Origin of the sequence: Acholeplasma equirhinis, from assembly GCF_017052655.1 — a bacterium.
GTDB lineage: Bacteria > Bacillota_I > Bacilli_A > Acholeplasmatales > Acholeplasmataceae > Acholeplasma > Acholeplasma equirhinis.
Map to the genome: position 1 here is coordinate 685,686 of NZ_JAFIDC010000001.1, position 25,754 is coordinate 711,439.

At 30.2% G+C, this 25,754-nt stretch carries 27 protein-coding genes and 1 tRNA gene; 4 read left to right on the forward strand and 24 right to left on the reverse strand.

Annotated elements, in window-relative coordinates; all coding sequences use genetic code 11:
- Positions 1-142: 142 nt before the first annotated feature.
- From JV173_RS03175 to JV173_RS03235, 13 genes are all read right to left on the reverse strand, one after another.
- The gene (locus tag JV173_RS03175; protein ID WP_240453006.1) at positions 143-1,936 is read right to left on the reverse strand and encodes an ABC transporter ATP-binding protein; all 1,794 of its coding nucleotides are present in this window, start codon (positions 1,934-1,936) and stop codon (positions 143-145) included.
- Entirely contained in the window at positions 1,933-3,660 is a 1,728-nt protein-coding gene (locus tag JV173_RS03180; RefSeq protein WP_205734845.1) for an ABC transporter ATP-binding protein, read from the reverse strand. The genes JV173_RS03175 and JV173_RS03180 overlap by 4 nt, the downstream gene beginning before the upstream one ends.
- A gap of 33 nt (positions 3,661-3,693) precedes the next feature.
- On the reverse strand, positions 3,694-4,440 hold the full coding sequence (locus JV173_RS03185; RefSeq protein ID WP_205734846.1) for a hypothetical protein: 747 nt from the start codon (positions 4,438-4,440) through the stop codon (positions 3,694-3,696).
- Entirely contained in the window at positions 4,437-5,057 is a 621-nt protein-coding gene (locus tag JV173_RS03190; protein WP_205734847.1) for a hypothetical protein, read from the reverse strand. The genes JV173_RS03185 and JV173_RS03190 overlap by 4 nt, the downstream gene beginning before the upstream one ends.
- 106 nt (positions 5,058-5,163) lie before the next feature.
- On the reverse strand, positions 5,164-6,414 hold the full coding sequence (locus JV173_RS03195) for an aminopeptidase P family protein (RefSeq protein WP_205734848.1): 1,251 nt from the start codon (positions 6,412-6,414) through the stop codon (positions 5,164-5,166).
- A gap of 11 nt (positions 6,415-6,425) precedes the next feature.
- On the reverse strand, positions 6,426-8,060 hold the full coding sequence (locus JV173_RS03200) for a phospho-sugar mutase (protein WP_205734849.1): 1,635 nt from the start codon (positions 8,058-8,060) through the stop codon (positions 6,426-6,428).
- Between the two features lie 45 nt (positions 8,061-8,105).
- Entirely contained in the window at positions 8,106-8,846 is a 741-nt protein-coding gene (locus JV173_RS03205; RefSeq protein ID WP_205734850.1) for a type III pantothenate kinase, read from the reverse strand.
- A 15-nt stretch (positions 8,847-8,861) separates the two neighbouring features.
- Positions 8,862-9,482: an MBL fold metallo-hydrolase gene (locus JV173_RS03210; RefSeq protein ID WP_205734851.1), complete on the reverse strand. Its 621-nt coding sequence runs from the start codon at positions 9,480-9,482 to the stop codon at positions 8,862-8,864.
- A gap of 31 nt (positions 9,483-9,513) precedes the next feature.
- Positions 9,514-9,663, reverse strand: coding sequence for a 50S ribosomal protein L33 (gene rpmG, locus JV173_RS03215; RefSeq protein ID WP_205734852.1), 150 nt, complete (start codon positions 9,661-9,663; stop codon positions 9,514-9,516).
- 65 nt (positions 9,664-9,728) lie between these two features.
- Positions 9,729-11,270, reverse strand: coding sequence for an ABC-F family ATP-binding cassette domain-containing protein (locus JV173_RS03220; protein WP_205734853.1), 1,542 nt, complete (start codon positions 11,268-11,270; stop codon positions 9,729-9,731).
- Positions 11,267-11,740, reverse strand: a complete 474-nt coding sequence (locus JV173_RS03225) for a hypothetical protein (protein WP_205734854.1) — start codon at positions 11,738-11,740, stop codon at positions 11,267-11,269. The genes JV173_RS03220 and JV173_RS03225 overlap by 4 nt, the downstream gene beginning before the upstream one ends.
- Positions 11,740-12,222 carry an NUDIX hydrolase gene (locus tag JV173_RS03230; protein ID WP_205734855.1) on the reverse strand — a complete coding sequence of 161 codons (483 nt, stop codon included), beginning with the start codon at positions 12,220-12,222 and terminating at the stop codon, positions 11,740-11,742. Before JV173_RS03230 ends, JV173_RS03225 begins: the two co-directional genes overlap by 1 nt.
- Before the next feature lie 319 nt (positions 12,223-12,541).
- Positions 12,542-12,712 carry a hypothetical protein gene (locus JV173_RS03235; RefSeq protein WP_205734856.1) on the reverse strand — a complete coding sequence of 57 codons (171 nt, stop codon included), beginning with the start codon at positions 12,710-12,712 and terminating at the stop codon, positions 12,542-12,544.
- Between the two features lie 85 nt (positions 12,713-12,797).
- Here JV173_RS03235 and JV173_RS03240 point away from each other — a divergent pair, with 85 nt between their 5' ends.
- Entirely contained in the window at positions 12,798-13,730 is a 933-nt protein-coding gene (locus tag JV173_RS03240) for a helix-turn-helix domain-containing protein (RefSeq protein WP_205734857.1), read from the forward strand.
- Between the two features lie 15 nt (positions 13,731-13,745).
- On the opposite strand, the gene JV173_RS03245 is transcribed toward JV173_RS03240, so the two are convergent.
- Positions 13,746-14,378, reverse strand: coding sequence for a Pr6Pr family membrane protein (locus tag JV173_RS03245; protein WP_205734858.1), 633 nt, complete (start codon positions 14,376-14,378; stop codon positions 13,746-13,748).
- 51 nt (positions 14,379-14,429) lie between these two features.
- Positions 14,430-15,974: a DUF5011/hyalin repeat domain-containing protein gene (locus JV173_RS03250; RefSeq protein ID WP_205734859.1), complete on the reverse strand. Its 1,545-nt coding sequence runs from the start codon at positions 15,972-15,974 to the stop codon at positions 14,430-14,432.
- A 106-nt stretch (positions 15,975-16,080) separates the two neighbouring features.
- Between JV173_RS03250 and JV173_RS03255 the strand changes: the two genes are divergently transcribed.
- The 3 genes from JV173_RS03255 (at position 16,081) to JV173_RS03265 (ending at position 18,009) form a co-directional block, all read left to right on the forward strand.
- Positions 16,081-16,156 (forward strand) — tRNA-Lys (locus JV173_RS03255).
- A 120-nt stretch (positions 16,157-16,276) separates the two neighbouring features.
- Positions 16,277-16,531 (forward strand): helix-turn-helix domain-containing protein, encoded by a 255-nt coding sequence (locus JV173_RS03260; RefSeq protein WP_205734860.1) that lies wholly within the window; start codon positions 16,277-16,279, stop codon positions 16,529-16,531.
- Positions 16,532-16,626: 95 nt separating this feature from the next.
- Positions 16,627-18,009, forward strand: coding sequence for a hypothetical protein (locus tag JV173_RS03265; protein ID WP_205734861.1), 1,383 nt, complete (start codon positions 16,627-16,629; stop codon positions 18,007-18,009).
- Between the two features lie 2 nt (positions 18,010-18,011).
- Here the strand turns inward: JV173_RS03265 and JV173_RS03270 are convergent, their stop codons facing one another.
- The 9 genes from JV173_RS03270 to JV173_RS03310 form a co-directional block, all read right to left on the reverse strand.
- Positions 18,012-19,280, reverse strand: a complete 1,269-nt coding sequence (locus JV173_RS03270; RefSeq protein WP_205734862.1) for a DNA cytosine methyltransferase — start codon at positions 19,278-19,280, stop codon at positions 18,012-18,014.
- A 63-nt stretch (positions 19,281-19,343) separates the two neighbouring features.
- Positions 19,344-20,234, reverse strand: a complete 891-nt coding sequence (locus tag JV173_RS03275; RefSeq protein WP_205734863.1) for a tyrosine-type recombinase/integrase — start codon at positions 20,232-20,234, stop codon at positions 19,344-19,346.
- A 111-nt stretch (positions 20,235-20,345) separates the two neighbouring features.
- Positions 20,346-20,492 (reverse strand): hypothetical protein, encoded by a 147-nt coding sequence (locus JV173_RS03280; protein WP_205734864.1) that lies wholly within the window; start codon positions 20,490-20,492, stop codon positions 20,346-20,348.
- Between the two features lie 83 nt (positions 20,493-20,575).
- Positions 20,576-20,881 (reverse strand): DUF3850 domain-containing protein, encoded by a 306-nt coding sequence (locus tag JV173_RS03285; protein WP_205734865.1) that lies wholly within the window; start codon positions 20,879-20,881, stop codon positions 20,576-20,578.
- A 4-nt stretch (positions 20,882-20,885) separates the two neighbouring features.
- Positions 20,886-22,559: a hypothetical protein gene (locus JV173_RS03290; protein WP_205734866.1), complete on the reverse strand. Its 1,674-nt coding sequence runs from the start codon at positions 22,557-22,559 to the stop codon at positions 20,886-20,888.
- Complete coding sequence (locus JV173_RS03295) at positions 22,556-22,699, reverse strand: hypothetical protein (protein WP_205734867.1); 144 nt, start codon at positions 22,697-22,699, stop codon at positions 22,556-22,558. Before JV173_RS03295 ends, JV173_RS03290 begins: the two co-directional genes overlap by 4 nt.
- A gap of 4 nt (positions 22,700-22,703) precedes the next feature.
- Positions 22,704-23,243: a hypothetical protein gene (locus JV173_RS03300; protein WP_205734868.1), complete on the reverse strand. Its 540-nt coding sequence runs from the start codon at positions 23,241-23,243 to the stop codon at positions 22,704-22,706.
- Between the two features lies 1 nt (position 23,244).
- Positions 23,245-23,610: a hypothetical protein gene (locus JV173_RS03305; protein ID WP_205734869.1), complete on the reverse strand. Its 366-nt coding sequence runs from the start codon at positions 23,608-23,610 to the stop codon at positions 23,245-23,247.
- A gap of 64 nt (positions 23,611-23,674) precedes the next feature.
- A complete protein-coding gene (locus JV173_RS03310) occupies positions 23,675-25,750 on the reverse strand; it encodes a hypothetical protein (protein ID WP_205734870.1) in 2,076 nt (691 codons plus the stop codon).
- Positions 25,751-25,754 lie beyond the last annotated feature (4 nt).

Consider the following 25,754-nt stretch of genomic DNA (forward strand, 5'->3'; position numbering starts at 1 on the left):
CCAAGGATGTACCATCAGGTGAGAGTAGGTATCTCTTCTTTTCACAATTACCGTAGTTATTATATAGGAGTTACCTATCTTTGTCAACTACTATGTTACATTTATATAAATATAATGAAATTTGAAATCACTCACACAATTATTAAGAGAATTGTGACATAAAGAGTTGATAATACATACCTTCTTTAGCCATCAGTTCTTCGTGTGTACCTTGTTCAACAATATTACCTTGATGCATTAAAAGAATTAAATCTGCATGACGAATGGTTGATAATCTATGTGCAATAACAAAACTTGTCTTTCCTTTCATCAATTCTTGCATAGCACTTTGGATATTGATTTCAGTGTATGTATCTACATTTGAAGTTGCTTCATCCAAAATTAAGATTTGTGATTTAGAAAGGATTGCCCTTGCAATAACAATCAATTGTTTTTGTCCTTTTGAAATATTGATACCATCATCTGAAAGCACTGTGTTATAACCTTCAGGTAAATGAGAAATATAGTGATGAATTCTTGCTTTTTTAGCAGCTTCAATCACTTCATCAAGTGAAACATCACCATTACCATATTTAATATTTTCATAGACGGTACCTTTAAATATCCATGTATCTTGTAAGACCATAGAATATGCTTTTCTATAGTATGCTCTTTGATATTGATCAATCGGAACATCATCTAATGTAATTAACCCACTGTTAATTTCATAATATCGCATGAGTAAGTTGACAAGTGTCGTTTTACCCGCACCAGTTTCACCAACGATTGCAACCGTTTGTCCTGGTTTAGCAGTGAAATTTACATTCTTTAAAATGAGTTCATTTGGATTATATCCAAAATTTACATCTTTAAACTCAATTAAACCTTCATTAATACCTTCAGTTTTAGCATCAAGAATATCTGCTTTTTCATCATCTTGATCAAGGACATAAAATATTCTTTCAGCAGCAGCAAGTGCTGATTGAATATCTGCAACCAAGTTTGACATTTGGTTAATTGGACCTGAAAAACGTTTTGAATATAACATAAAACTTGATAAATCACCAACTAAGATTTTTCCAAGGACAACCAGTATCGCACCGGCCGTTGCAACAAGTGCTGTCCCAAAATTATTAATAAAGTTAACTGAAGGACCAACCATCGTTGAATAATAACCTGAATCATAACTCTTCTTCTCAGCATCTCTATTATGTGCTTCAAATTTTTGATAAATGTTTTCTTCTTGAACATACGATTGAATTGTCTTCTGAGCTGAAATCATTTCTTCAGCATATCCATTCATAAGTCCAAGTTGTGTATTTCTAGCACGTAGTTTTTTCTTAATGATTTTTGATAGACTGGTTGTAATAAAGAATGAAAGTGGAATTGTTATAAAGTAGATTAAAAGTAAAAGTGGCGAAACAATTATCATCATAACAAACGATACAACAAGTGTAATAGCGGATGTGATTAAATTTAAGACATCAGCTGATAAAGATGTTGAGATTGTATCAATATCATAACTCATACGAGAGATGATATCACCAGTTTGATTTGTATCAAAATACTTGACTGATACTTTAGTCATTTTATTAAAAAGGTCTGTTCTTAATTTAAAGACTACACTTTGCGCCATCTTCACAAGTGCAATCGATAGGAAATAATTCATGATTGCAGAAACTAAATAAAATGAAATCATTAATCCTGCAAGTAAAAAGATTTGATTAAAATCAATGGAAGGATGTTCATCACTGATGACCATTTCATTAATCATTAAACCTGTCAGATAAGGTCCAATGAGTGATAGTGCGTTGGCAACAATCGTTAAGACCATACCGATGACTAATCGATATTTATAGAAAGATAGATAATACCAAAGACGTTTTAAGGTTGCTTTTTTATTTTTAGCAACTTGAGAACCATCATTTCTTTGATGCATAGGTTTTGGTTGGTTCATAGTGCATCATCTCCTAACTGGTGACGCACAAGTGTTTGATAATGGAGATTTTCTTTCTTCAAGGTATCATGTTTACCTTTTGCAACAATCTTTCCATCTTCTACTAAAAGAATTAAATCTGCATCTTTAATCGAGGCAATTCTTTGTGCAACAATAATTTTAGTTGTATCTTTTAAGTGCTTTTTAATAGCACTTCTTAAATTTCTATCCGTTCTATAGTCAAGTGCACTGGATGCATCATCTAAAATAAGTAGTTTTGGTTTTCCAGCAACAGCTCTTGCAATTAACACTCTTTGACGTTGACCACCTGAAATATTGGTACCTCTTTGAGCAACTTTATAATGAAGTCGATCAGGCATTGTGTCAATAAATTTTGCTTGTGCGATATCTTTTGCAAATTCAATGCTATCTTCATCAACCTCACGACGAGAGAAAGCAATATTTTCTGCAATTGTATCTGAAAATACCAAATCATTTTGAAGGACCAAACCAATGTGTCGTCTTAATTCATCACGTTTTAAGTTTTTAATGTTTTCACCGTATAGTTTAATTTCACCATCTGTAACATCATAAAAACGCATGAGTAAATTAATAATGGTCGTTTTACCTGAACCAGTTGATCCAATAATACCCAAAGTTTGTCCTTGTTTGATTTTAAAATCAATATCCTCTAAATGGTTATCACTACCACTATGATATGAAAAATATACATGATCAAAATCAATATGAACATCATTATTTGGTACAATTTCTTGATTTCCATCTTGCATATCGTCTTGCATATTAAGTACTTCTTGAATTCTAGCACTTGAAGCACTTGCACGTGAAATCTGAATAAAAATTCGTGTGATTGATGTCATTGCATTCAGAATTAATGTAAAGTACGTAATTAAAGCTAGAATTTCACCAACTTTAGTTTCACCATTTGAAATTCTAAATGCACCAAACACTAAAACTGCAACTAATCCAACATTCATTAAAATATCAATTAATGGACGAATTTTATTCATGGTGATGACAGCTTTAACTTCCTTTTTAACTGTCGCAGCATTTTCTTCACTGAACCTGTTATTTTCATGTTCAGTCATTGAGAGTGCACGAATCACTCTAACACCAGTAATATTTTCTCTCAGTGTACGAATTAAATGATCGACTTGAACCTGAATATCCGCATAAAGTGGTTGCCCTTTTCTTGTATAAAACCAAACAATGACAACAATAAAAGGTAGGAGTGCAACCATAACTAAAGTAAGTTGAACATCCATAAAGAAAGCCATGATAATGCCACCAATTAATAAAAGTGGTGCACGGATACCTAGACGCTGTAAACTACCAATCATAGAATACATGTTATAGGTATCGGTGGTAATTCTTGAGATTAAAGAAGTAGTCGTAATTTGATCGACTTGACTTGCATTTAAATGCTCAATTTTATAAAATAATTCACTTCGAATATCAGCAACTGTCTGACTTGCTACTTTTTCAGCACTTCTATTTGCTACGATGTTAAATATCCACCCCGCAAGAGCAACAATCAGCATTAAAATACCGACATAATAAAGCATTAAATGATCATCTGGTGTGACGACTAATAACACCTCATCAATCATATATGCAAGTAAAAACGGTAGCACTAAATCTGCTACTGTACCAAGTGATTTAACAAATAATGAGAAAATAACTTGATATAAGTATTTCCCCATCTTTTTAAAGATAAATATCATATTAAAAACCTCTATATGATATTCTATCATATTTTAGTACATATATTTATGGTATAAGCCCTTACTCAATAATTCATAATTAATAATGTAAGGCATTTGTGGTAAATATGTGATACCTTCTTCTGTAACAAGTTTAACATATGTATTTAGGAAGACAAAAACATCATCTGGTACTTTAATGACTAATTGTTTATCTGCATAAAAATAATCAACACTATGTGGTCCAATATAAATTTCTTCGATTGCTTGTTCATAAGGTACACCAACTAAGATTTGTGAAATTTGTGGTGTATCTTTTTTTGTTGCATTTAGTTTATTCCATTTAAAAAATTGATTAGAAGTTTCTTCATATTCGACATAAAGATCCCCTAAATAAATTTGTACCTTTTTATCTATACTTATGAATTTAAGATAAAACTCTTTAAAGTAATAACTTGTTGTAATCTCTGGTAATTGGAACCAAATTTTAAATCCATAGAGCAATTCACCATTTAAATACTCATCATGGGTATCTTCAACTTCAAAACTATCAATTGGAAAACGAATTGTATCATCCTCATTGATCATAATGCCATATGTATTTTCATCAATGAAACTGAAATTTTTATTATTTGTAAAGTAAGTAAATGCCATCTTACTTGTTAAATCTGTTAAAACAAAATGTGATTCTGTAATTACATAGACATAAGTATCTTCTTGCTTTTTATATGTATTGATAAAATACATAAATATTCCAAATATAATTGTAACGCTAATAAATCCTATGATTGCTTTTTTCAAATTGGTGTAACCTCCACATTAAGATAATAAGTTGTTAAAGTAAAGACTTCAAATCCACCACGTTTAACCTCATGATAGAATAGATAGCTTTTAGCAACCCCATTCATAATAAATCCTTCACCATACATATAAACCTTAAGTTGTGTACCTGGTTCAACAGATACTTTAACCTCAACTGTTTCATTCGTTTCAACACTATGATCGGTTTTAAACTCATAGTTGAGTGAAGCTTGCAGTCCATCACCAAATATTTTTGTTGTTTTTTGAGTTTGGACTTTAATACCACCTGTTGATTTTAATGTGTACTCATCTATTGTCTTCTTCGCTGATTTATAGTTATATGTGATTGGTGATTTACCATTATTGTAGTAACGATACATTGTTTCACCTATGAACTTAATTTTTAATTCGTCATTGACAATATAATAGTTCCAACCATAAAACCTTCTATCAGCTATTTTGTCGTAATATCGATCATAGTCAGCATCTGTAAACTCTGACAAATATTTTCCATAGTTCACTTTTTCTGTATATTCAAAAGTTGAATATGCATATGATTTTGGATTTATACAAACTAACATCAAGATAAATAAATTTATAAATAATATTTTTCTCATTTTAACCTCCAATCTATAGTAGATTGAAAGTAATCATTTTACTTTTTATACAAATAAAAAAGAACCTAACTTTCGTTAAGTTCTTAATTGGAATTTAATTTGTATATTATTTAGCCATGTATTTTTCAATTTCATCAACTTCTTTAATGATTTCAGCTGATAAATTGATTGCTCCTGTTTCAGTTAAAACGATATTGTCTTCTATTCTGACACCAATACCTTCTTCTGCAACATAAAGTCCTGGTTCAACCGTAATGACTTGACCAACTTTAAATGCGACTTGAGGATCTGTGACATCATGAACATCTAGACCAAGTGCATGTCCTAAGCTGTGGTAATAATATTTACCTAATTCACTGTCATCTTTAATTAAACCAATTTTTTTAGCTTCAAGTGCGAGTAATTCTTTCCCTTTTTGGTTGTATTCCATTTGTGTGATTCCCGCTTTGGCCCATGAAATAATTGCTTTATTAACATTTAAAACAGCTTGATAGATTTCTCTTTGACGTTTTGTAAATTTACCATTGATTGGATATGTTCTTGTAATATCTGATGCATAGTAATCTTTTCTTGCACCTAAATCAAGTAAGACAAGGTCACCTTTTTGAAGTGGCATGTTGTTGTGTTCATAGTGAAGAATCGTTGCATTCTTACCACCAGCTACAATTGAACCAAATGCTGGTTTACTGTGATTTCTATTTAGAATGTAGTTAAATTCTGCTTCAAGTTCATATTCAGTTTCAACTTTTTTAAGTGAATCTAATAAATGACTATGTGCTTTTACTGATACAGCAATTGCACCTTTAATTGCTTCTAATTCATATTTGTCTTTTGAACCACGTAAATCTGTTAAGAAACCATGTGAGTTAAGTAATTTCATGAATGGATATTTTTCCATAAATAATTTTGCTTGACGTTCACCCATTAATGGTTCATCGTCCATACTCATACGTTCCATATCAAAATAAACAGTCGTTAATGTACCAAAAATTGCACGACGTGTAGCTGAAAGTAATCCTGATAAAAATGTATTTAAAGTTTGAATGTCTTTAACATTTTCAACTGGAAGTTCAGCCATTTGAGCTGCTTTTTCAAAACTTAATGATTCGCCTACCCATAATGCTTCAACTGGGTCGATTGCTTTAATAAAAAGATAAGTGTCTGTTGTTTTTTGTGATTTAACCATCACTAAAACCGCGTTTTCTTGATCAATTCCTGATAAGTACCAAAAGTTTTTATTGACAGTAAATGTGTAATAAGCATCAGCAGATAAATGTGGTGCACGACCAGAATAGAATAGAGAAATACTTTGTGCTTCTACTTTATTAAAATAGTTTGTTCTTCTTTGTAATAACATATGTTTTCTCCTTAGATTTTTTCAATCACTTGGTTTACTTCAGATACCAATTGTTTAACCATTAATTCTGCTTTTTCTTTTGATTCACTTCGAATCGAGAAGTAGATTTTAAGTTTTGGTTCTGTACCAGATGGTCTAAAGATGATATATCCATCTTTATGTTGATATTTTAACACATCTGATGGTGGAAGTATGACATCATGAGGATTAACATACCCATTTATGTAATCAATTGCATTTTCAACTTTAAATGAAGGGATATTTAAACCATTTTGTCTGAAGTAAGAAAGAATTGCTTGGATACGTTTCGCACCTTCAATACCTTTTAATGAGATATTTTGTGTGTACTCAACATAGTATCCATATTTTTGATAAATTGATTCTAAATAATCAATTAAAGTTTGACCTTTAGATTTTAAGAAATTTGTAATTTCTGCTAACATGTAAACAGCTTGTACAGCATCTTTATCACGTACAAAATCTTTGATCAAACTACCATATGATTCTTCACAACCAAATAAGTATTTAGCTTTACCAGAAATTTTTTCAGCTTGTTCACCAATGAACTTGAATCCAGTTAAGGTTTCACCTACTTTTTGGTTGAAGCTGTATGCGATTTGTTTAATCAAATCTGTTGTAACAACAGTTGTATACACAAAACCAAGTTCAGATTTTCTTTCACTTAATAAGTAATATAAAACAAGTGAAGCTGTTTGGTTACCATTTAATAAATGGTAGTTACCATCATGTTTAACCGCAACACCAAGTCTATCCGCATCAGGGTCAGTTACAAAAACGACATCTGCGTTTAATTTTTCTGCATATTGAAGTGAAAGTTCATATGCTGCTTTTTCTTCAGGATTTGAAGATTTTGTATGAGAAAATGCCGGGTCTGGTGTCATTTGTTCCATGACTGGATAAACTTCATATGATTCTTCTCTTAATAATACTGGAACAAGTGAAGCACCAGTACCATGTAATGGTGAATACACAATTTTGATTTGTTTTTCAATATCTTTAACTTTGATTTTTTTAACTTCTTTTAAATAAATTGCATCAAATGAACTATCGACATAGTGAATCAATTCACTATCCAGACTTTCAATTCCAAATGGTGAGAAAACAGTAGCAATTTTCTTCATCACTTGATCTGCTTCATCTGGATTTAACTGAGCACCAGTTTCGTTATATACTTTATAACCATTGTACTCTTTTGGATTATGCGATGCTGTGAGCATAATACCAGCAGATGCTTTAAAGTATCTAACTGCAAATGATAACATTGGCGTTGGACGTAAGGCATCAAAAAGAAACGATTTAATACCACATGCTGCAAGAACCATTGCTACTTCTTTTGCATATTCTTTTGAACCAAAGCGATTATCGTATGCAATCGCAACTCCATTCATCTTTTTTTCTTGGATTAAATATTTTGCAAGACCTAATGTTGCTTTACGAATAGTATATTTATTAATTCGATTAGGTCCTAAACCAAGTAAACCTCTGATACCGCCTGTACCAAAAGAAATCTCTTGATAGAACGATTCTTCAATCTCTTTTGAATCCATTGATTTTAAGGTTTCTTTTTCGGATTCAGTTAATGTTGGCTCATTTAACCATAATTGGTAGATATCTTGATAGCTCATTTAATCACCTCACGGAAGAATTTTTTAAAAAATAACCAATAATGGTTATTTATTTTTGAGATAAATATTTAGTAATCCTTTTAAAACTAATCTAGAATCACGTTCTAAATCGAGTCTAATATGCTCTTTTAAAAGTCTAGAAAGACCACCAGTTAAAATAATTCTAAATGGTTCTTTAACTTCTTCTCGAATGCGTTCAACCATACCTTCAATCATCGTCGCTGTTCCATAAATGACACCTGATTGAATACAAGAAATTGTATTTGTACCTAAAACTTTATTTGGTGCTTTTATTTCAACCTCATGTAAAAGTGCAGTATTCCCATCTAAAGACTTAATTTGAATACCAATACCCGGTGCAATAACAACACCATGCATCGTTTTATTCTTTACATAGATAAATTTATTTGCAGTACCTAAATCAATAATTAATGTTGGATCATTTGTTTCAATCCCTGCAGCATCTGCAATTAAATCTGCCCCAACTTCTCTTGGATTATCCGTTTTAATTAAAACACCGGTTTTTGTTCCAGGTTGGATAATTACAGGTTGCAAGTTAAAATACTTCTCAGCAATTTTAACGAGTGAGATCGTAACTTGTGGTACAACTGATCCAATCGCAATACCAGTAACTTTGATATTTTCAATGAATGGTTTAATACGAATATAATATTCATCTGGTGTTTGATTAACATCAGTCACCATTCTAAATGTTGATAGAATTGTTGAACCATCAGAAATTCCAATATATAAATTTGTATTACCTACATCAAATAGTAAAATCATATGAATTACCTCAACTTATATTTTACCTTGTTTTTTCCATTTTATATAAAATGGATTGTTTTTTCGTTCATTTCGAAGTGTTGTTGCATCATCATGCCCTGGATAAACTTTTATATCCGCAGGTAATTCATCGATGAGTTTTAATATACTTCTTTTTAAATCATAAATATTTCCACTGTATAAATCATGACGACCAACATCATTTTTAAACAATGTATCACCTGTAAATAAATATTGGTCAAATAGAAATGAAACAGAACCCTTTGTATGTCCAGGAGTTGAAATGACTTTAACTAGTTTATCAGATAGCATGATTTGATCACCATCTTTAATTAAATTTAGTTTCATATCTTTTCTTTTATATAATCTTTTACCTTCATGATAACCATTATTTTTATCATCAAATAAAAGAGCTGCATCATCTTGATGAATATATATTGGACAATCAAAACTATTCAATAAATGCACATGATCATTATGTGCATGCGTTACTAAGATACCATCTAACATTTGGTCACCCAATTTTTCTAAAATTGAATCTAGACTATGTGATGGGTCTATTAAGAGGCAATGACCAAATCGACAAATTAAAAATGAATGGGAAAGTTCATCGTTACCTTTAAATTGATATAGCATATAAATAGAAAAAAAACTATGCTATGATAGTTTATTTCTTTTCTTTATGAAGTGTATATGTTCTTGAATGTGGACAATACTTTTTCATTTCTAAACGATCAGGTGTTGTCTTTTTATTTTTTGTTGTGTAATAGTTTTCGTTACCACATTCAGTACAAACTAATTTTACTAATTCGCGCATGAATCTTCCCTCCAAACTTGCATATTAAGTATAACAAATAAAGTATTTATTTTCAACCTAAAAAACTATGTATTTGATAAATGAATTTCATAATCACATACTTCCTCATAAAAACTCTTCTCATGAGAGACTAAAATGAGTGTACCTTGGTATGCGATTAGTGCATCTTTGAGTGCTTCTTTTGCTGCTTTATCTAAATGGTTAGTTGGTTCATCTAAAATTAAGACATTAGATTTTTCATCTCTTGTTAATGCAAACTTAACCTTAGTTTTTTCTCCACCAGATAAAGTTTTAAGTGGACGATTGGCCATTTCAAAGTCAATTCCAAAACTTGCTAGAACACTCATCGTTTGTTTTCGATCAAACTCTGGGTTTTCATTATGTACAAGTTCAAAAGGAGTTTTTTCATCTTCTAATCTGATTTCTTGTTCATAATAAAGTATCTTGGCTGTATCAATCCAAGTGAATTCACCTTCAAGTGGTTGAAGTTGACCAACAATCGTTTTAATGAATGTTGATTTACCAATACCATTTTTACCAGTGATTGCTACTTTATCACCTTTAACAATTTTAAAATCTAAAGGTTCAACCAAAACATGTTGATAACCTATTCCAAGATCCTTAACTTTTAAGACATCACGACCTGTTGGTGCAGCCATTTTAAAGTTGATATGAATTTTCTTATCTGTTTTAGGTTTAGAAATTCTTTCAATCTTCTCTAACATCTTACGGCGAGATTTCGCCATATTCGTAGTTGAAGCTCTTACGATATTCTTTTTAATAAAGTCTTCAGTTTTAGCAATGAATTTTTGTTGATTTTCAAAGGCCTTAGCTTGCTGTTCAAATCGAAGTGTTCTTTCTTGTAAGTAAAAGTCAAAATTGCCTTTATATCTTGTGATTTGAGCACCTTCAACCGCAAATACAGTTTTAGCAATACTTCTTAAAAAATATTCATCATGTGATACGACTATAAAAGTCTTAGGAGTTTTATTTAAAAAGTTAATTAACCAATCGATATGTTTAATATCTAAAAAGTTTGTTGGTTCATCAAGTAATAATATGTCAACTTCTTTTAATAAGAGTTTTCCTAAGATTAATTTTGCACGCATACCACCTGACAAAGTATTGATTTTTGAATCCAATAGTGAGGTGTCTAAACCAAGACCATTCATCACGTTCGAAATGGTTGAAGAAATCGCATAAAAATTATCTTTCTCTAACTCTTCTTCTAACGCGTGCGCGCGTTTCAATATTCTATCGTATTCTGACTCTGGTGCAGATGAGATAGATTCATATAATTCTTGTATCCTATTCTCCTTCTCAAATAGAGGTAAAAAGACATCGTATAGATATGATTTAACATCTTTGTTCGGATCGATTTCTGCATATTGATCTAAGTAGCCTACTTTTTTATAGTTAACCCATTCAATCGTTCCTTTGTCTGGTGATAAGCTTTTATTCAATAGTTTTAATAATGTAGATTTACCAGCACCATTTGGTCCAACTAAAACTGCATGTTCACCTTCAAAAAGACGCATCACTGCGTCTTGATAGAGATTTTCCCCTGCATATGAAAATGTCAAATTGCTAACTTCTAATAAACTCATTTTAAACCTTCTTTTAATACCTCATCCAGTTCATGAGCACCAATAATTGTCATATCCCAAACCTTTTCAGAAGGTTTAGTAAATCTAATTTCATTTTCATCGTATTGATACATATATGGACCAGTACTTGGATAGATTATAACTAATTTTTTGCCTGGTAACTTTGAGAAAACTGTTTGATCAGTAAATTGTGTCTTACTACCAAATCTTTTTTCCCAAATTGTTTTTGAATTAAATTTAAATTTAACACCATCTTTTACCTTTAAGATCATAAGGTAATAAGATTGTCCTTTATATTCATATTTAGTAAATTGACCTTCATCTCTCAATTTGCCATATTTCTCTAAAGTTTCATTAATAAATTGTTTCTGTTTTGAATCCTTTTCAATACTTTTATTCACGATTGAATATGAGAAATATCCAATAAATATAAGTATTATTGTAAATATCACTAGTATAATTGTGTCCATTAAATTTTTTCAACCTCTACTTTTATTAAATCATTGCCTTTGAATATGCAATGGTAGTGGTATTTTTGATCATCATATAATACATTATTTAGGAAGTAAGGAATATTATAAGATACACCTAAGTTTCTTTTATCAAGTAACCACTCTGGTTGTTTCCAATCAAGTATACCTTCATCAGTAGGTTTAGGCGTATCGAAATTAAAATCATCTGGTAATTCAACAAAAAATAAGTGTAATCCGTTTGAGAAAGCTTTGAAATCATCATTCCAAGTGACTATACCTTTATCTTTTACCATAGACTTTGTAACAATAATTCCAGTTTCTTCGATGACTTCTCTTACAATACAGTCAAGTGGATTTTCATCTGCAGAACGTTTACCGCCTACACCATTCCACATACCCATCCAAGGATCTTTAACGCGATTCATCATTAAGATCTCTTTTCCTCTTTTAATAAATGCTAATGTATATAAATATGACATATGAATACCTTCTTACCCAAAACATTATAACATTATATAAAAGAAAATAGAGTTTTATCTACTACTAAAGATGTAAAATGCGCTAATTTTTACAAATTTAGATAACAACCATAAAACTCTATTTTTCTAAAGTAACCTCAAAAGTATTGGATTAGGGAGAATACACAATACATGAGGTATGTCTTGAAGGGGAGAGCTTCAAGACGAGATTAAATTATTTGATACTTAACTTGATAGTGATCGCTTTTCGCGGGTTAAAAAGAACCCGTTTAAAACGATTTCAAATTACAAAATTAGGTGGTATAATAAAACCAGCGAATTATGGGTTTACTGGTCCAGCAGGCGGAACCATATCAGGATCTAAAAAATCCTTAAAGTCAACTGTAGTAGCTTCACCTTTTTCAGCGAAACTCTTAGCAGTTTGATAAGTTCCTGATACTAGGAAAGCTGCCATTACGATTAATACTACGATAGAAAATAATTTTTTCATCTTCAATCACCTCATGCCTATATTTTACAAAATAATCAAAAGAATGCACACGACATATATGTCGTATGATGAAAGGAGCTTCGAAATGCTAGTTGACACATCCAGAGAACTCGCTTTGTTCCTCGAAAAAATGCGCTTTTTACGTGGGATTTCACAAGAAGAATTTACCGAAGGTATCATTTCGAATCGACAATATCAACGATACGTTCGTGGTGAATCACCAATGCCATACCACTTGATTGATTTATTCGCTGAACGATTAAATGTCAGAAAAGAACAATTGCTTTTAGAGTTTGATAACCATACTCTAAAAGAGACTATGAATATTATCAACTATTTCCAAGCGGTATCAAATCGTGATATGGATCAAATTAACCACTATAAATCCCTGATTGATCCAGAATATATCATTGAACCAGATAACCGTAAAACCTATCAACTTACAAAACTAAATGAGGATTATATTTTAAATAAAATATCACAAGAGCAATATAAACTGGGTTTACTTAAACTAATTGAATATCCAAAGATATTATCTCAAACTGCCATGTCATATTTTGAAGTTAATGTCCTTTCAAAATTAATTGATTTCGTAAGTACCGATGAACAAAACTTGATTGCACAAAAGATCGGTAATTATCTTGAAAATCCTGATTTAATTTGGTCTGGAAATCAGATTGTTACATTTAATGTCCTAATCTTTAGATTAGCTAGATATTATGGTATTAAAGAAGATTACAAAAGTGTTATTACTTATAGTAATCTTGGCATCAAAATGAATACCCGCTCTAAATCACTTAATAATCTCGATTATTACTTCTACTTCTTGGCACTTTCATATTTCAGATTAAATGACCAAGATAAATTCAAAGAAAATTTATATAAATGTTACGGTGCATTAATCGCTAATAATAATCAATCTAGAATGCAATTTTTTACTCAAGTTATTGAAAAAGATTTTAAAATTAACTATAAAGAATTTATTATCTCTTATCTAAAAGATAAGCCTGGTCTTTAAAAAACCAGGCTTTTTTTATTCCTTATTTACAGCTTTTTCCAAAAGATTTTTTAGATAAATTAAACCCAAAGTAAAGACCGCTATTACTGGAAGTAATATGACAAGACAAAATACTAAGACATCAAGTAATGATTTACCCGGTAAAGATGGATCCATAAATCCATACGGATACCAACCAGTAAATGGCCCTTGAATTAATATCACTGTAAAGTAAATAACTGGTAAAACGAGTGATACCCAAAAGTGTTTCAATTTAATACCTGGTGTAACCAGTAAAAAATAGAATATAGGGTAAAGTATTGGATTAAATGTATGAACAACATGTCCGTTAAAATCCATTACATCGTCACCTTTTACGATAAAGTGATAAATCAACCCCGTCATCAAAATTGCAACCAAACCAGCAACTGCTAAGTATTTAAACCAGTTTTTATCTTTGAATCCCGCTAAATATAACACCAAGATGACAAAAATTAATATATTTGAAATGTTCGTAAACATTCTAAAGCGCTCAAAAACTTCTAGGAAGTATTCGTTGAAAAACATTTGAATAACACCATATAGGTGTACCAATCCAACGAAACCGGCTATTGATAGGCGTGCTTTATCATTTTCTCTCAACTTGGTGACGAAACTAGAAACTATCATATTTTCATCTCCTTTTAAGAAACATTATACATGTTTCAAAAAAGGAAGTGGTTAAATTAACTTTTTGCGTTTTAGAAAGATAAACGTACAAGTTCCAATAACTGCAATTCCAATAAATCCAAATCCAACAATCTTTTGAGCTATTGTCGATGATTGATCAACTGCTTCTTCATCTAATAATTGTGTGCGATCTACATTAACGAGTAATTGTAGCTTAGTCTCAAAACCTTTATCTTTCAAAGATAATTGTACTCGATAAATACCAGATTCTTTTTCATGGTTTTTATATTCATTCATAGTGATATTGATAGAATCATACTCCAGTAAAACTTGACTCTTAACAAAAGTTAAAATATCATCATCTGTTAAAATATCAAACCCTGATACTGTCATTTGATTTAAATTAATGAAAAAACTTGGTGCAGTTGTATCTTTAACATCTACAACAATGACTAAGTATGCGATATTTTCACTTTGATCATATATTGCTAATTCAATATCATAGCTTCCAACTTTAGTCACATCTAGTGGATTATTTTCAATAACAACTTCAACATTATCACCATCAATTTCGTCAGTGAATGTTAAATTGCCTAATACTTCATCCATACTTAAATCTTCAAATTGTTCAATTTCATAAAGTGTTTTTCCTGAAATTACAGGACGAACATCATCAATCACTTCTATTTGTTGTTTAACATAAGTTGAATTACCGGAGCTATCTGTAACTTTAAAGGTTAATTCATATAAACCTAATTTGTTTGCATAACCATATTTATAAGTATCCGCAACCAAATCATAACTTATACTTGATTGTTGATCATAGTTATCAATCGCTTTAATATTATCGAAAAGTTCTCCATAATCTATACTGTCTTTATAACTAATTTTTATAATCTCTAAAGGTTCCACCTTTGGTGATTCAAAATCACGAACACTGATAGTATATGATAATAATGCAATATTACCAGCATTATCATTTGCTTTAATTACCATTTGATAATCACCTAAGATATGTTCATTTCCAGTGTATTCATCTTCAACAATTACCATTGAACTACTAACATCACCATCATTTTTATCAACTGCAACAAAGAAATTTTTAAAGTCATTTGCAGCAATCGGATGATTCACATCTGAAATAAGAACAACTTCTTGATCAATTTCTTTGAGTTCATTACTAATCTCAAAATACATGACAAGTGCCTTATTAAAGTCAACTTTAGATTGTTTACCATCTACAATGATATTAAGTATATGTAAATCAATATTTGCAGCATTGATTTCTAATTGATCAAAGTCCTTAACTTCAAATAAGACTTCACCTGTTTGATTATTTACCATTCTGAACTTATCAAATGTGGTATTCATATCAATAGATACTTTAACTGATGAATCAAATTCTTTATAATTTAAAGAACGATGGTTAAAGTAAATTAAATAATATCTGTCACCTTCTTTTTCTAAGTCCCATTCTTGCATACTTGAATTAATTTCGATACCGATTAACTCGTTATCATATGCATAAATTTGATTTGAAGATATTGTTAAAAACCCACAAATCACAATAAATAAAATTAAAATTTTGTTTTTCATGTCTTTCTCCTTACATTTCTATACTATAGTAGATTAAATTAAGGAAATTAACTTTTTTTCATTGACTTTTTTTTAGGTAGTGTTATACAATAGATATGCGTTAAATGCACTCTTAGCTCAGCTGGCAGAGCAATTGACTCTTAATCAATGGGTCGTGGGTTCGAGCCCCACAGAGTGTACCATCTATAATTAGACCTCTTTAGTTTAAGCTAGATTCCAATCTGCTTGTAACTTTAAAATACCACATTATGTAGACCAAGTCAAGGATTTTGTATACATTTTGTAGACAAGGAGCATGCATTATGCTAAAACTTAAAGAGTTTCGTGAAAAAAAAGGACTTTCTCAAGTCAAACTAGGTGAAATATTAGGACTCTCTAAGCAAACCATCTCAACTTATGAGTTAGGCACGCGAGAGCCTAATATTGAAACACTTAGTAAAATTGCTATTGTTTTAGATGTAACAATAGATGAGTTAATCGATTTTAGAAAAATCTACGATCAAGTTCATGAAGAACTTTACTCAAAAGTAAATGAAATAGTTAAAGAAAATAAGTAAATAATATACATTAAAGCCACACTTGTTTTTAGGTGTGGTTTTTATTTATCACACTATAAATACATAGTATTTATAAAGAGGATGGGATAATTAATTTGAATAAACAAAGTAATTCTTATTTAGTATTATCTTATTACAAAAAACATTGGCCAATGCTAGTTATTAGTCTTTTGGTATTCATACTATTAAACTCATCCACAAACATTTCTTATGATACCACTTGGATGAGTGATGTAAATATTTGGTTAACAATTTTATTTTTAGATTTAGTAATTTTTGGTTTTATGACTCTCGTAACCTATAAGATAAGGAATGAATACTTACAAAATAGTATAAGTTTAATTATAACCCTGACAATCACTGAAAGTATAAAACTCAGTTTTGATTTTTTAAATATTGATTTAATTCAAGTAGGACTGATATTTTCATCATTTGTATTTATTATTGGTATTTTCTTAATGACTCCAGATAAAGCATTAAAAATTATTCACAAACAAAATCAAAAGGACAGATATGAAAATCAAAGATTACTGAGTGAACAATCCGATAAATTTCTAGCAGATTTTGCTAATGCATTAGAAAACCAATCAATCTTATTCAAAAATAATTCAGTACTATATTCTTTGATTTCCAAACTAAATATTAAAACAAATGTTGAATTACTTGAAGATATTACGAACGAGATTACGAAAAGGAAAAATGATAAAATGATCACATATATCAAAAATAATAAATCCATAACAGTTTCAAATATAAAAGTATTAACAGCTGAACAAATTGAAAGTGCTGTTTTAAGTTTTAATTCAGCAATTAAACAATTGGATCAAAATACCAAACAATTGGAAATCAATATTTTTGAAACCTTAGGATTAAAAAACTTAAGTGGCTTTGTTGGTGAAGTTTTTGGATCCATGATTTTAAAAGTATCAAATGGACAATTGGTTAAAAATTTAAATCAAGATGGATATCCAGATCTATTACTACACATAACAGATGAACAAAAATCATATTATTCAGGCACATATACAATTAGGGATGGTATTAAAATTGCCAACTCAAAAGAAATTTTCAGTCCATATAAACATGGTGGAATTGAAATTAAAGCTAATGTTGGTTCTACACCTCCAGGAACTAATGATATTCCAAAACTTGTTATCGGACAACAACGAATTGATTATATAAATATGTTTGACTGGAAATCACATCATAGGGATACAAACAATCTTATTGGAATAACTTGGGACTTTATTAATTCTTTACCAACTATCACAGCCGTGTTCTATTCAAATAATCTCACCCAAGATGACTGGTCAAAAATTGTACAACCGCGCGAAGGTGGGGGAAGAACCACAAGTGTTTCACTGATCAAAAAATCAGGACGAAAGAAAATGTTCAACAATTGGATTGTAGTAATTGATGATGAAAAATATATAAACAAATTCGCCAAACCTCAATGGATTGGCGAACGTGTTAAATGAACTTAAATTTTAAGTATATTTTGAAGAATTTTATCAATTAATAGAGGCGGAACACTCTCCCCTATCGTTTCTATAATTAAACTCTCAGATACCATTTCATTTGCAATCTCAAATTTATAAGTGTATTGTGATATGGTTTGTAAGATTAATGCTTCATATATCGATAATGTTCTATTTTGTGTTGGATGCACTTTATTATCAGATGAAACATACGGGAAATTCATAGTTATTGTACTTGCTGGCATATCCCATAACATTCTTTTATACGCGCTTGTGTATCCTGACATTATTCTTAAATCACCTGTTTTCTTATCTTTGACATATGGTCTAGGTAATAGGTGACCACATTTTTCACAATATAATGGTGTTGTTTTATTAGACTTATAAATTCCCGATTCATCATGTTTTGCACCATGTAACTTATTTTTTTGGTACATACAATTTGGATTTATACATTGATTGTTAAATGCTGAATCTCCTTCTTTAGTATGCTTTATCCATTCATATTTTTTAGGATCCATAACGGAAACTTTGTGAAATACATTATAGTCTTTACGACTATTCTGTCCTTTAATTGCATCTAGTGGTGGTAAATGACCAATAGCATCATGTAAAGTAATCCACTTAGACACATCTTCCCTTCTATCAGAATGCGTTGGATTAGGCATGAAAGTTCCATACTTTTTAAAGTATTCGATTGCATCTTTATTTCGACTCAATATAGTTATAAGTCTTTTACGTATTTGAGGTATTCCATAGTCAGCCGTGTTAACAACTTCAGCCTTCCCAACATAATCTGTCAATTCTCTAAATATATAATCTACAATCTTAATAGGTTCATCATTTTCATCTAAGATTATTGTATTATCCATGTTAGGAACATTTTCGAATATCACCCAATCTGGTTTTAGTTCTTTAATAATTTCTATCGTTGGAATTATCAATCTATTTCGTGGATCAAATCTTTCTCTATTACCTAATCTAAATTCAGATAATAATTTCCCCATCCCATTTGAAGACATACCTTGACAAGGTGGTGTTGCCATAATCAAAAAGGGATTTTCATCATAATTCATTTTATAGTAATCAATTATATAATCCTTTTTTTCCCAAATATCACCTTGAATCATATATGATTCGGGGAAATTTTGTTGATACAATTTTGATCTGTTTGGTAATAGTTCATTAGCAATAACAACAGAAATATTGTTGTTTCGTAATGCAAGATCTCCTATTCCACTAGAACTAAATAAACTTATCGCTTTTTTCATAAATACCTCACTTTAAACATTATAACATTTGACTAAATATTTAATCATAAATATTGTTATTTTTTAGTCTTTTTTTGAATTATACAGAGGAAGTATATATGATTTTTCATCATAAACTTCCTTAGCTTGCTCTTCTGAGTATTCAACATAGACTTGTGTCATCTTGATATCAGAATGCCCTAGAATCGTTTGAATCATCTTTAAATCACCACTTGTAACTTTTGCTAAGTCAGTGGCCATAGTCTTTCTAAATCTTCTTGAATTAACATTAATTTTAAGCTTATCACGGACTTTTCTATTAAAATTTTTTATGTCATCTTTAGATAACCTACGATCTCTTATATTATTCCAAAACAACCATGTATATTGTTTATTATTTTTGATTAAATCCTTAATGATATTATCTTGATGTTTATTAAAATAAACATATCGTGGCTTACCACTTTTTGTTTTGGTTAACAATATTGTTCTATGGATCAAATCAATATTCTTAATTTCAATATCTAGCAATTCACCTATACGACAACCGGTAGCATATAGCAAATGAACTACACCACGATAAACTAGTGAATTATCACTTTTATCCAGTGAATTAAAGTACTTAAATATTCTCACTAGTTCATCTTGATAATAAGGCTTAACATGTTGCACATCTTTTCTTAACCCTTTATTTAATAAAAAGGGATGACTCTCAAATCTGAAGTATCTTAGAATAGCCTTTAAAAAAGATAAATGCTTATTGATTGATGCATTCTTTTGTGATGTATTATTCTTAAAATAATTAACCATCAATCGATAACTTTCATACTTGAGATCATCCACTGTAATTATTGCTAAAGTATCAAAACAGTTTTTCAATGCTCTATAAAAAGCATATTCACCTTTTGTTGTTTCTTTAGCTTTGATTCCAACGTGATCCTGGATATACTTTAAAATCATTGTTTCTAATATCATCTTTTCTTCACCCTTTGATTTTTTTGCGAAATTCCCAAATGTAAACAACATAAATATTGTTACACTTAACTAAAAGAAATCAAAGGGTATATATAAGCTATACCCTTTTTTCTAAAATAGTGCTAATAGTAATCCTGATACAATCAGTCCTAAAACTGTTAAAATAACAAATATTACAAACCCATCTGGTTCAAATGCATATTTAATAGATCTCTTAAAGTCTCTTACCCTATCTGTGATTGGTGCTGTTAAACTCATAAGAAATATTACACATCCCATGGGTAATAGCCAATAAAGATTATTCCATATCCAAATAGCAACATTTACAATCCACATAATGACTACTTATGAGGTTTTATTGCTAAAACCACATATCCTTCTTTTAGAGCATCAGGATAATCCAAAATATATGTGATTATATATTTTTGTAGCATTTGTGAAACAACTTCACCAGAATCATTTACAACATTAAATTGAATCAAATCACCTACTTTAAAATTACGATCATTAAATCTAATTTCAAATGTTTTAAAACTTGTTGTGATATCAATCCAATATTTTCTTTGAATCTTTAGTTGATGCTCTACTCTATTTGTAAAAACAGTTTCTGCATCTTTTTTTATTTCATCAGCAACTATAAATCCCATTAGATCACCACCAGTTAAATACTAGAGATGAGACAGCAAGAATTATTACAATCAATAATATCAAGACAATAGGTAAACTTGAGCCATTTGAATATCTTCGATAACTTGTTCTTCTTGGCTGTACACTTCGCATCATACTTCCAATTGAACTTCCAACTGTAAATGAAGACATTAATATCGGTAAAACAAAACTTAAAACTAGTAATGTTAAAATACCTATTCCAACCCAAAATAAAAAGTCTTTTGCATCGTTAAACTTTTGTTGTAACCAATCAAATAATGTTTCTTCAGGATTGGTTGGATTTAATGCATCATCTGGAATAATTTCGAGTTCAATATCATGGCCAGTTGTAACATACAGCTTTCCATCAGTCATATAAACAATTCTAATCACCTTAAAATTATTATCATCATCTGGATTTTCTTCATTATGATAGAATTCAGTTTGTACTTTACCGAAGACACCCATATCAACTGCTCTACCTTCTTCTAATGCAAAAGCAAACAACTTATAATCACTGTCTTGGACTATTTGATTAAAGTTTTCAGTCTTTGAACTAAAATAATAATTAACTTCTTGCAAAGTAATATTATATTCCGATTGCAGATTTGAGAAATTAACCTGATCAATTCTTGGCATTTGAAAGTATGTATTTGTTCGAATTCCTGCTGCAATTACATTCCAAATAGGAATCCATAATTGCCAATCCGATGTCATATTTCTGTAATCTAAATAATCTTCAGATGTGTAATCAAAGATTTTTCTTTCCCATGGAGTATATTCGTTTACAATGCCAAACCAATTCACCATGTGCTTTCTTGAAGTAAAACTTAAAGTTGCAGATAAAATTTTATCCATGATGAATGCATCTGTATAATAGTACGCAACTAATACACCTTCATTATTTTGTTTGATATACACATGTGCTTTGTAATCTTTTATTACCTTCAAGTCATTAGAATTTAAATCCCAAATGACATGTGGAGTAAATGCTTTAGGTTGATCATTTAACATATCAGCCAAATAATAATTGTCCGATAAATTTAAGAAGATTTGAGGATTATTACCACCTACATTGATATAGTACGCTTCTAATGTATTAAACATTGAAAAATCTGTATCCTCATCAAATGTATATTTAAGCTTATATTCACCGTTATATAAAATTCTGACTAATACTTCATTTTCACTGCGTGTGAAATAAACACGACCAAAACTATCAATTAATTGATTATTATCTTTTATAGTTTCAGGTAAATCTTCAACTTCAACTAAATCAGATACATCCCCCAGTGAACTATACATTCTAACTGGTGAAATACTGAAAATATATGAATAATCTGAATAACTTATAGCTGAGAAATTTTTATCACCGTACTCATACCAAAGTTCATCCCATGATGATGAAGGTGGTCGATAGAATCTTAATTTGATTGTTTTTTCTTCAATAGGTACATAATTATTGAATACAAAATCAAAGACTTCTAAATACTCATTTGGTTGAACCGTAATTGTTATCACAGTAGGTGGTGCAGTTGTTACTGCTGATGGCATTCGATAATATCCATAACCATCACCTCCTGAAACCCAATTAGATGGAACTGCATATACTTGACTAAAAGAAAGTGCAGTGATAGTCAAGATTAAAAGTAAAATGCTACTGAATATCTTCTTCACATTCTCACCTCTTTCTTTTTAAGAATTGATTGTAATTCTTTAATTCTTTTGTTGTAATAATATATTTTTGATTTATCAACTACTGCTTTTTTTAAATATTTAAAGTAGTTGATTTTTTCTTGAACTGAATATTTAATCACAAGATCACCTAATTAAATCTTTCAATTTGGTATATCTTCTGATATCAGTTGGATGTACATAAAGTGTGTTTGTCTTAGCGTTAAAGTTAGTTTGATTTTTGTCACCTTTTAATAAAACCACTTTTGAAGTAACTTTTTTAACAGCCTTAATCATATTGACTGTTTCATTAAGTTCCTTTTTATCAAACTTATAAGGATCCTTATTTCGTTCATCAACGGTTTTTTTCAATCCATTAAAGAATGTATTTAAAGCTTCAGGATCAACATTTTTCTTTTGGCTTTCAATATAGGATGCCACACCTTTTTGTTTTCGTTTCTTGTCTCTTAAAAAACGAATTCTTGCTCCAAAAACTTTGTCATTATAGGTTCTTTCAGATTCAGGTTCGTTTACATTTTTATTTCGATATGCTGATATCTTAAAAACATATCCAAGTTTATCACCTTCAACTAATAAAGTAGTATTTTTTTCATGTTTTCGAACAGTCGAGTTATCCATAACATCAACTACTTTTCTTAATTTGTTTTTGTAATATATGTACGCCATATTAAATCCCCTTTACTTTGGATTTTATTCGATTACGTGAAACATTTAATTCAAGTAATTTCTTCATAGAGATACCTCTTGTTGTAGAACCATCTCTTTTTTTTCTTTGAAACGGATTGTGAAATTTAAATGGTTTTCCAAATCTTTTTTTGTACTCCTCATGTAGTGTTTTGTAATATCGGAATCTTTTATTAGCATGCATAATATTTGCATCAATAATTGATTCAAGTAATTGCTTGTCATTTAAAGACTCAGCATTCTTTCGATATTCACTGACTACAGGGATTTCATAGACTTGAATTTGATTTAATATCGGATTCCAACCCTTCATTTTTTGCATCTTCACTGGTTGTACTTTTTTTGACATAATAATTCACCTTTTTAATATATTTAATTAAATAGGGCAGTGGTATTACCCACCACCCTATAAATTATCTGTGTCGACCAGAAATGTATGATTTGCGATCACTAAAAATTAATACAAAGATTACAATGACAATTAATACTGCTACTAATCCAATAATTGTAGATTCAATTGGATGATTCACAACATAATCAACAATTTGTTCCCAAAGTGTTAATTCAGGTTCAAGTATAATTGTTCCTTCATTTTCATCTTCTAATACAGTGATTGTAAAATTATGGATTCCTGATGTTCCACTTGAACTTGAATATTCAATACTCATTAAATAAATACCAGGGGTACTTTCATTTCCAGTATATTCATCAACAACATAATTAATTTGTGTAGTAGATGAAATTGTAAATTGACCAGTTGCAACTAATAAATCAATGATTTGTTGTCGAGTCAATGCGACAGGTGGTACTAACTTAATCGTTACTCCATCTTGTATATACCAAACTGGTGGAATATTATCCTGTACATGAACTGTAACAGTATGATAAGAGGAATTACCTTTTGAATCACTTACTTTAAATGTAATTTGATATGTACCAATTACATTACCAAAGCCAGTGTAATTATCGCTATCAACAGTTATTGAAGATGTCTTATTTCCTTCTTTATCATCTGATGCAGTTAATTGCGATTTAATTTGATTTAGTGTCAGAATTGATTCAATTGGTTTATTGATAACCGTTGGTCCACTAAATACTGGAGCGATGTCATCAATAACTTCAATTTCTTTTGTGAAAGTTTGCTTATTACCACTTGAATCAGTAACAGAATAAACAACCGAATGTGTTCCTAAAGTTGTTTTGTTTGAAGTATATCCATCAGATTCTACTACGATATCAGCATGATCCAATACATCATAATTATCAGTAACCGTTAAAGTCGTTTTAAACGAATTAAGATTCCATGTTTGTGTGTAAGAAATCTGAACCTTAGATGCATTACCACTAATTACAGGTTTAGTAACATCTGCTACTGTAATTGAAACTTCAAGTGTAGATTCATTTCCTGATGAATCTGTTACACCAAAGGTAACTGTATAAGTACCTAATACCAACATATTTGTAGTATAGTTATCTTCAACAACATAGATTTGATTAGTAATATCACCATCCACAAAGTCATAAGCTTTTAAGAATCCTTGGAAATAAGAAAGTGGTTTCGCTGCATCAACTGATGTTGCAAAAAATTCTTGACCACTAATAGCTTCAGAATAGCCACCATAGAAGAATGCTTTAACTTGCGTTACTCCATCCCAAGTCCATGAATCAAATTCTAATTCTCCATCCTCCCAATAATAAACCCACAGTTTATGTAAATTAGTTTCTGTTTTATCTGTTTGAACATAAACAAAATGTACATTTTCAAATTCTTTATATGTTAATGAATTATCAAATTTTTGAATTTTGAAATTGCTGTATGGTGATTGATAAACTACATCGTAAGCTTTACCAGTTGTTGCACCACCACTGAATAAACCGAATGCACCATATTCTGATGATGGTGATGGATGATTTGAAATGTAAGCACCATCAACAATACCTTCAGGAGTTGTACCAGATGATTTATAAAATCTCCATGGTTCACCGGATTTTTTATTCATACGACCGTAGTCATAAAGATCAGACCATATAAGTAATGAATCTTCACCAAATGTAATCACATCACCTTCAAACAATCCATTCATAGAATAAAATGCATTAGTTGAATCTGCACTTGTAATACTTGAAATTACAGTACCTTGTGAGACACCATTATCTCGATCGATAGCAATTGTACCTGGTGAATTATAATAAATACTACCTTCTGCGAAATATTCATAATTAACATACATTGCTATTGTTAATCGATCGACATTAGGCACACTCATACCATTCTTAATTAATAGATTATTTAATGCATCAAATGTGCCTTCACTAAAGGTTGCATTCCAACCATCAACTGTCTCAATAGTAAAGGTAACACCTTTTTCATAAAATAAATCATGATAATCATCGACACCTGGTTCAAATGCAAATGCATTTCCACTGAACAACACTGTTCCTGTAATTGCTATTAAAAGCAATAATAATAAATTTGTAATCTTTTTCATCTTT

Coding starts and splice junctions, on each gene's coding strand:
- JV173_RS03210 (WP_205734851.1), bottom strand. CDS start 9,482: ATGCTATATCAATTTAAAGGTAACGATGAACTTTCCCATTCATTTTTA.
- JV173_RS03230 (WP_205734855.1), bottom strand. CDS start 12,222: ATGTCATATTTATATACATTAGCATTTATTAAAAGAGGAAAAGAGATC.
- JV173_RS03285 (WP_205734865.1), bottom strand. CDS start 20,881: ATGGGATTTATAGTTGCTGATGAAATAAAAAAAGATGCAGAAACTGTT.
- JV173_RS03180 (WP_205734845.1), bottom strand. CDS start 3,660: ATGATATTTATCTTTAAAAAGATGGGGAAATACTTATATCAAGTTATT.
- JV173_RS03205 (WP_205734850.1), bottom strand. CDS start 8,846: ATGATTTTACTATTTGATGTAGGTAATACAAATTTATATATTGGAATT.
- JV173_RS03275 (WP_205734863.1), bottom strand. CDS start 20,234: ATGATATTAGAAACAATGATTTTAAAGTATATCCAGGATCACGTTGGA.
- JV173_RS03300 (WP_205734868.1), bottom strand. CDS start 23,243: ATGGCGTACATATATTACAAAAACAAATTAAGAAAAGTAGTTGATGTT.
- JV173_RS03260 (WP_205734860.1), top strand. CDS start 16,277: ATGCTAAAACTTAAAGAGTTTCGTGAAAAAAAAGGACTTTCTCAAGTC.
- JV173_RS03240 (WP_205734857.1), top strand. CDS start 12,798: ATGCTAGTTGACACATCCAGAGAACTCGCTTTGTTCCTCGAAAAAATG.
- JV173_RS03195 (WP_205734848.1), bottom strand. CDS start 6,414: ATGTTATTACAAAGAAGAACAAACTATTTTAATAAAGTAGAAGCACAA.
- JV173_RS03220 (WP_205734853.1), bottom strand. CDS start 11,270: ATGAGTTTATTAGAAGTTAGCAATTTGACATTTTCATATGCAGGGGAA.
- JV173_RS03305 (WP_205734869.1), bottom strand. CDS start 23,610: ATGTCAAAAAAAGTACAACCAGTGAAGATGCAAAAAATGAAGGGTTGG.
- JV173_RS03190 (WP_205734847.1), bottom strand. CDS start 5,057: ATGAGAAAAATATTATTTATAAATTTATTTATCTTGATGTTAGTTTGT.
- JV173_RS03200 (WP_205734849.1), bottom strand. CDS start 8,060: ATGAGCTATCAAGATATCTACCAATTATGGTTAAATGAGCCAACATTA.
- JV173_RS03245 (WP_205734858.1), bottom strand. CDS start 14,378: ATGATAGTTTCTAGTTTCGTCACCAAGTTGAGAGAAAATGATAAAGCA.
- rpmG (WP_205734852.1), bottom strand. CDS start 9,663: ATGCGCGAATTAGTAAAATTAGTTTGTACTGAATGTGGTAACGAAAAC.
- JV173_RS03280 (WP_205734864.1), bottom strand. CDS start 20,492: ATGAGTTTAACAGCACCAATCACAGATAGGGTAAGAGACTTTAAGAGA.
- JV173_RS03270 (WP_205734862.1), bottom strand. CDS start 19,280: ATGAAAAAAGCGATAAGTTTATTTAGTTCTAGTGGAATAGGAGATCTT.
- JV173_RS03175 (WP_240453006.1), bottom strand. CDS start 1,936: ATGAACCAACCAAAACCTATGCATCAAAGAAATGATGGTTCTCAAGTT.
- JV173_RS03235 (WP_205734856.1), bottom strand. CDS start 12,712: ATGAAAAAATTATTTTCTATCGTAGTATTAATCGTAATGGCAGCTTTC.
- JV173_RS03225 (WP_205734854.1), bottom strand. CDS start 11,740: ATGGACACAATTATACTAGTGATATTTACAATAATACTTATATTTATT.
- JV173_RS03310 (WP_205734870.1), bottom strand. CDS start 25,750: ATGAAAAAGATTACAAATTTATTATTATTGCTTTTAATAGCAATTACA.
- JV173_RS03250 (WP_205734859.1), bottom strand. CDS start 15,974: ATGAAAAACAAAATTTTAATTTTATTTATTGTGATTTGTGGGTTTTTA.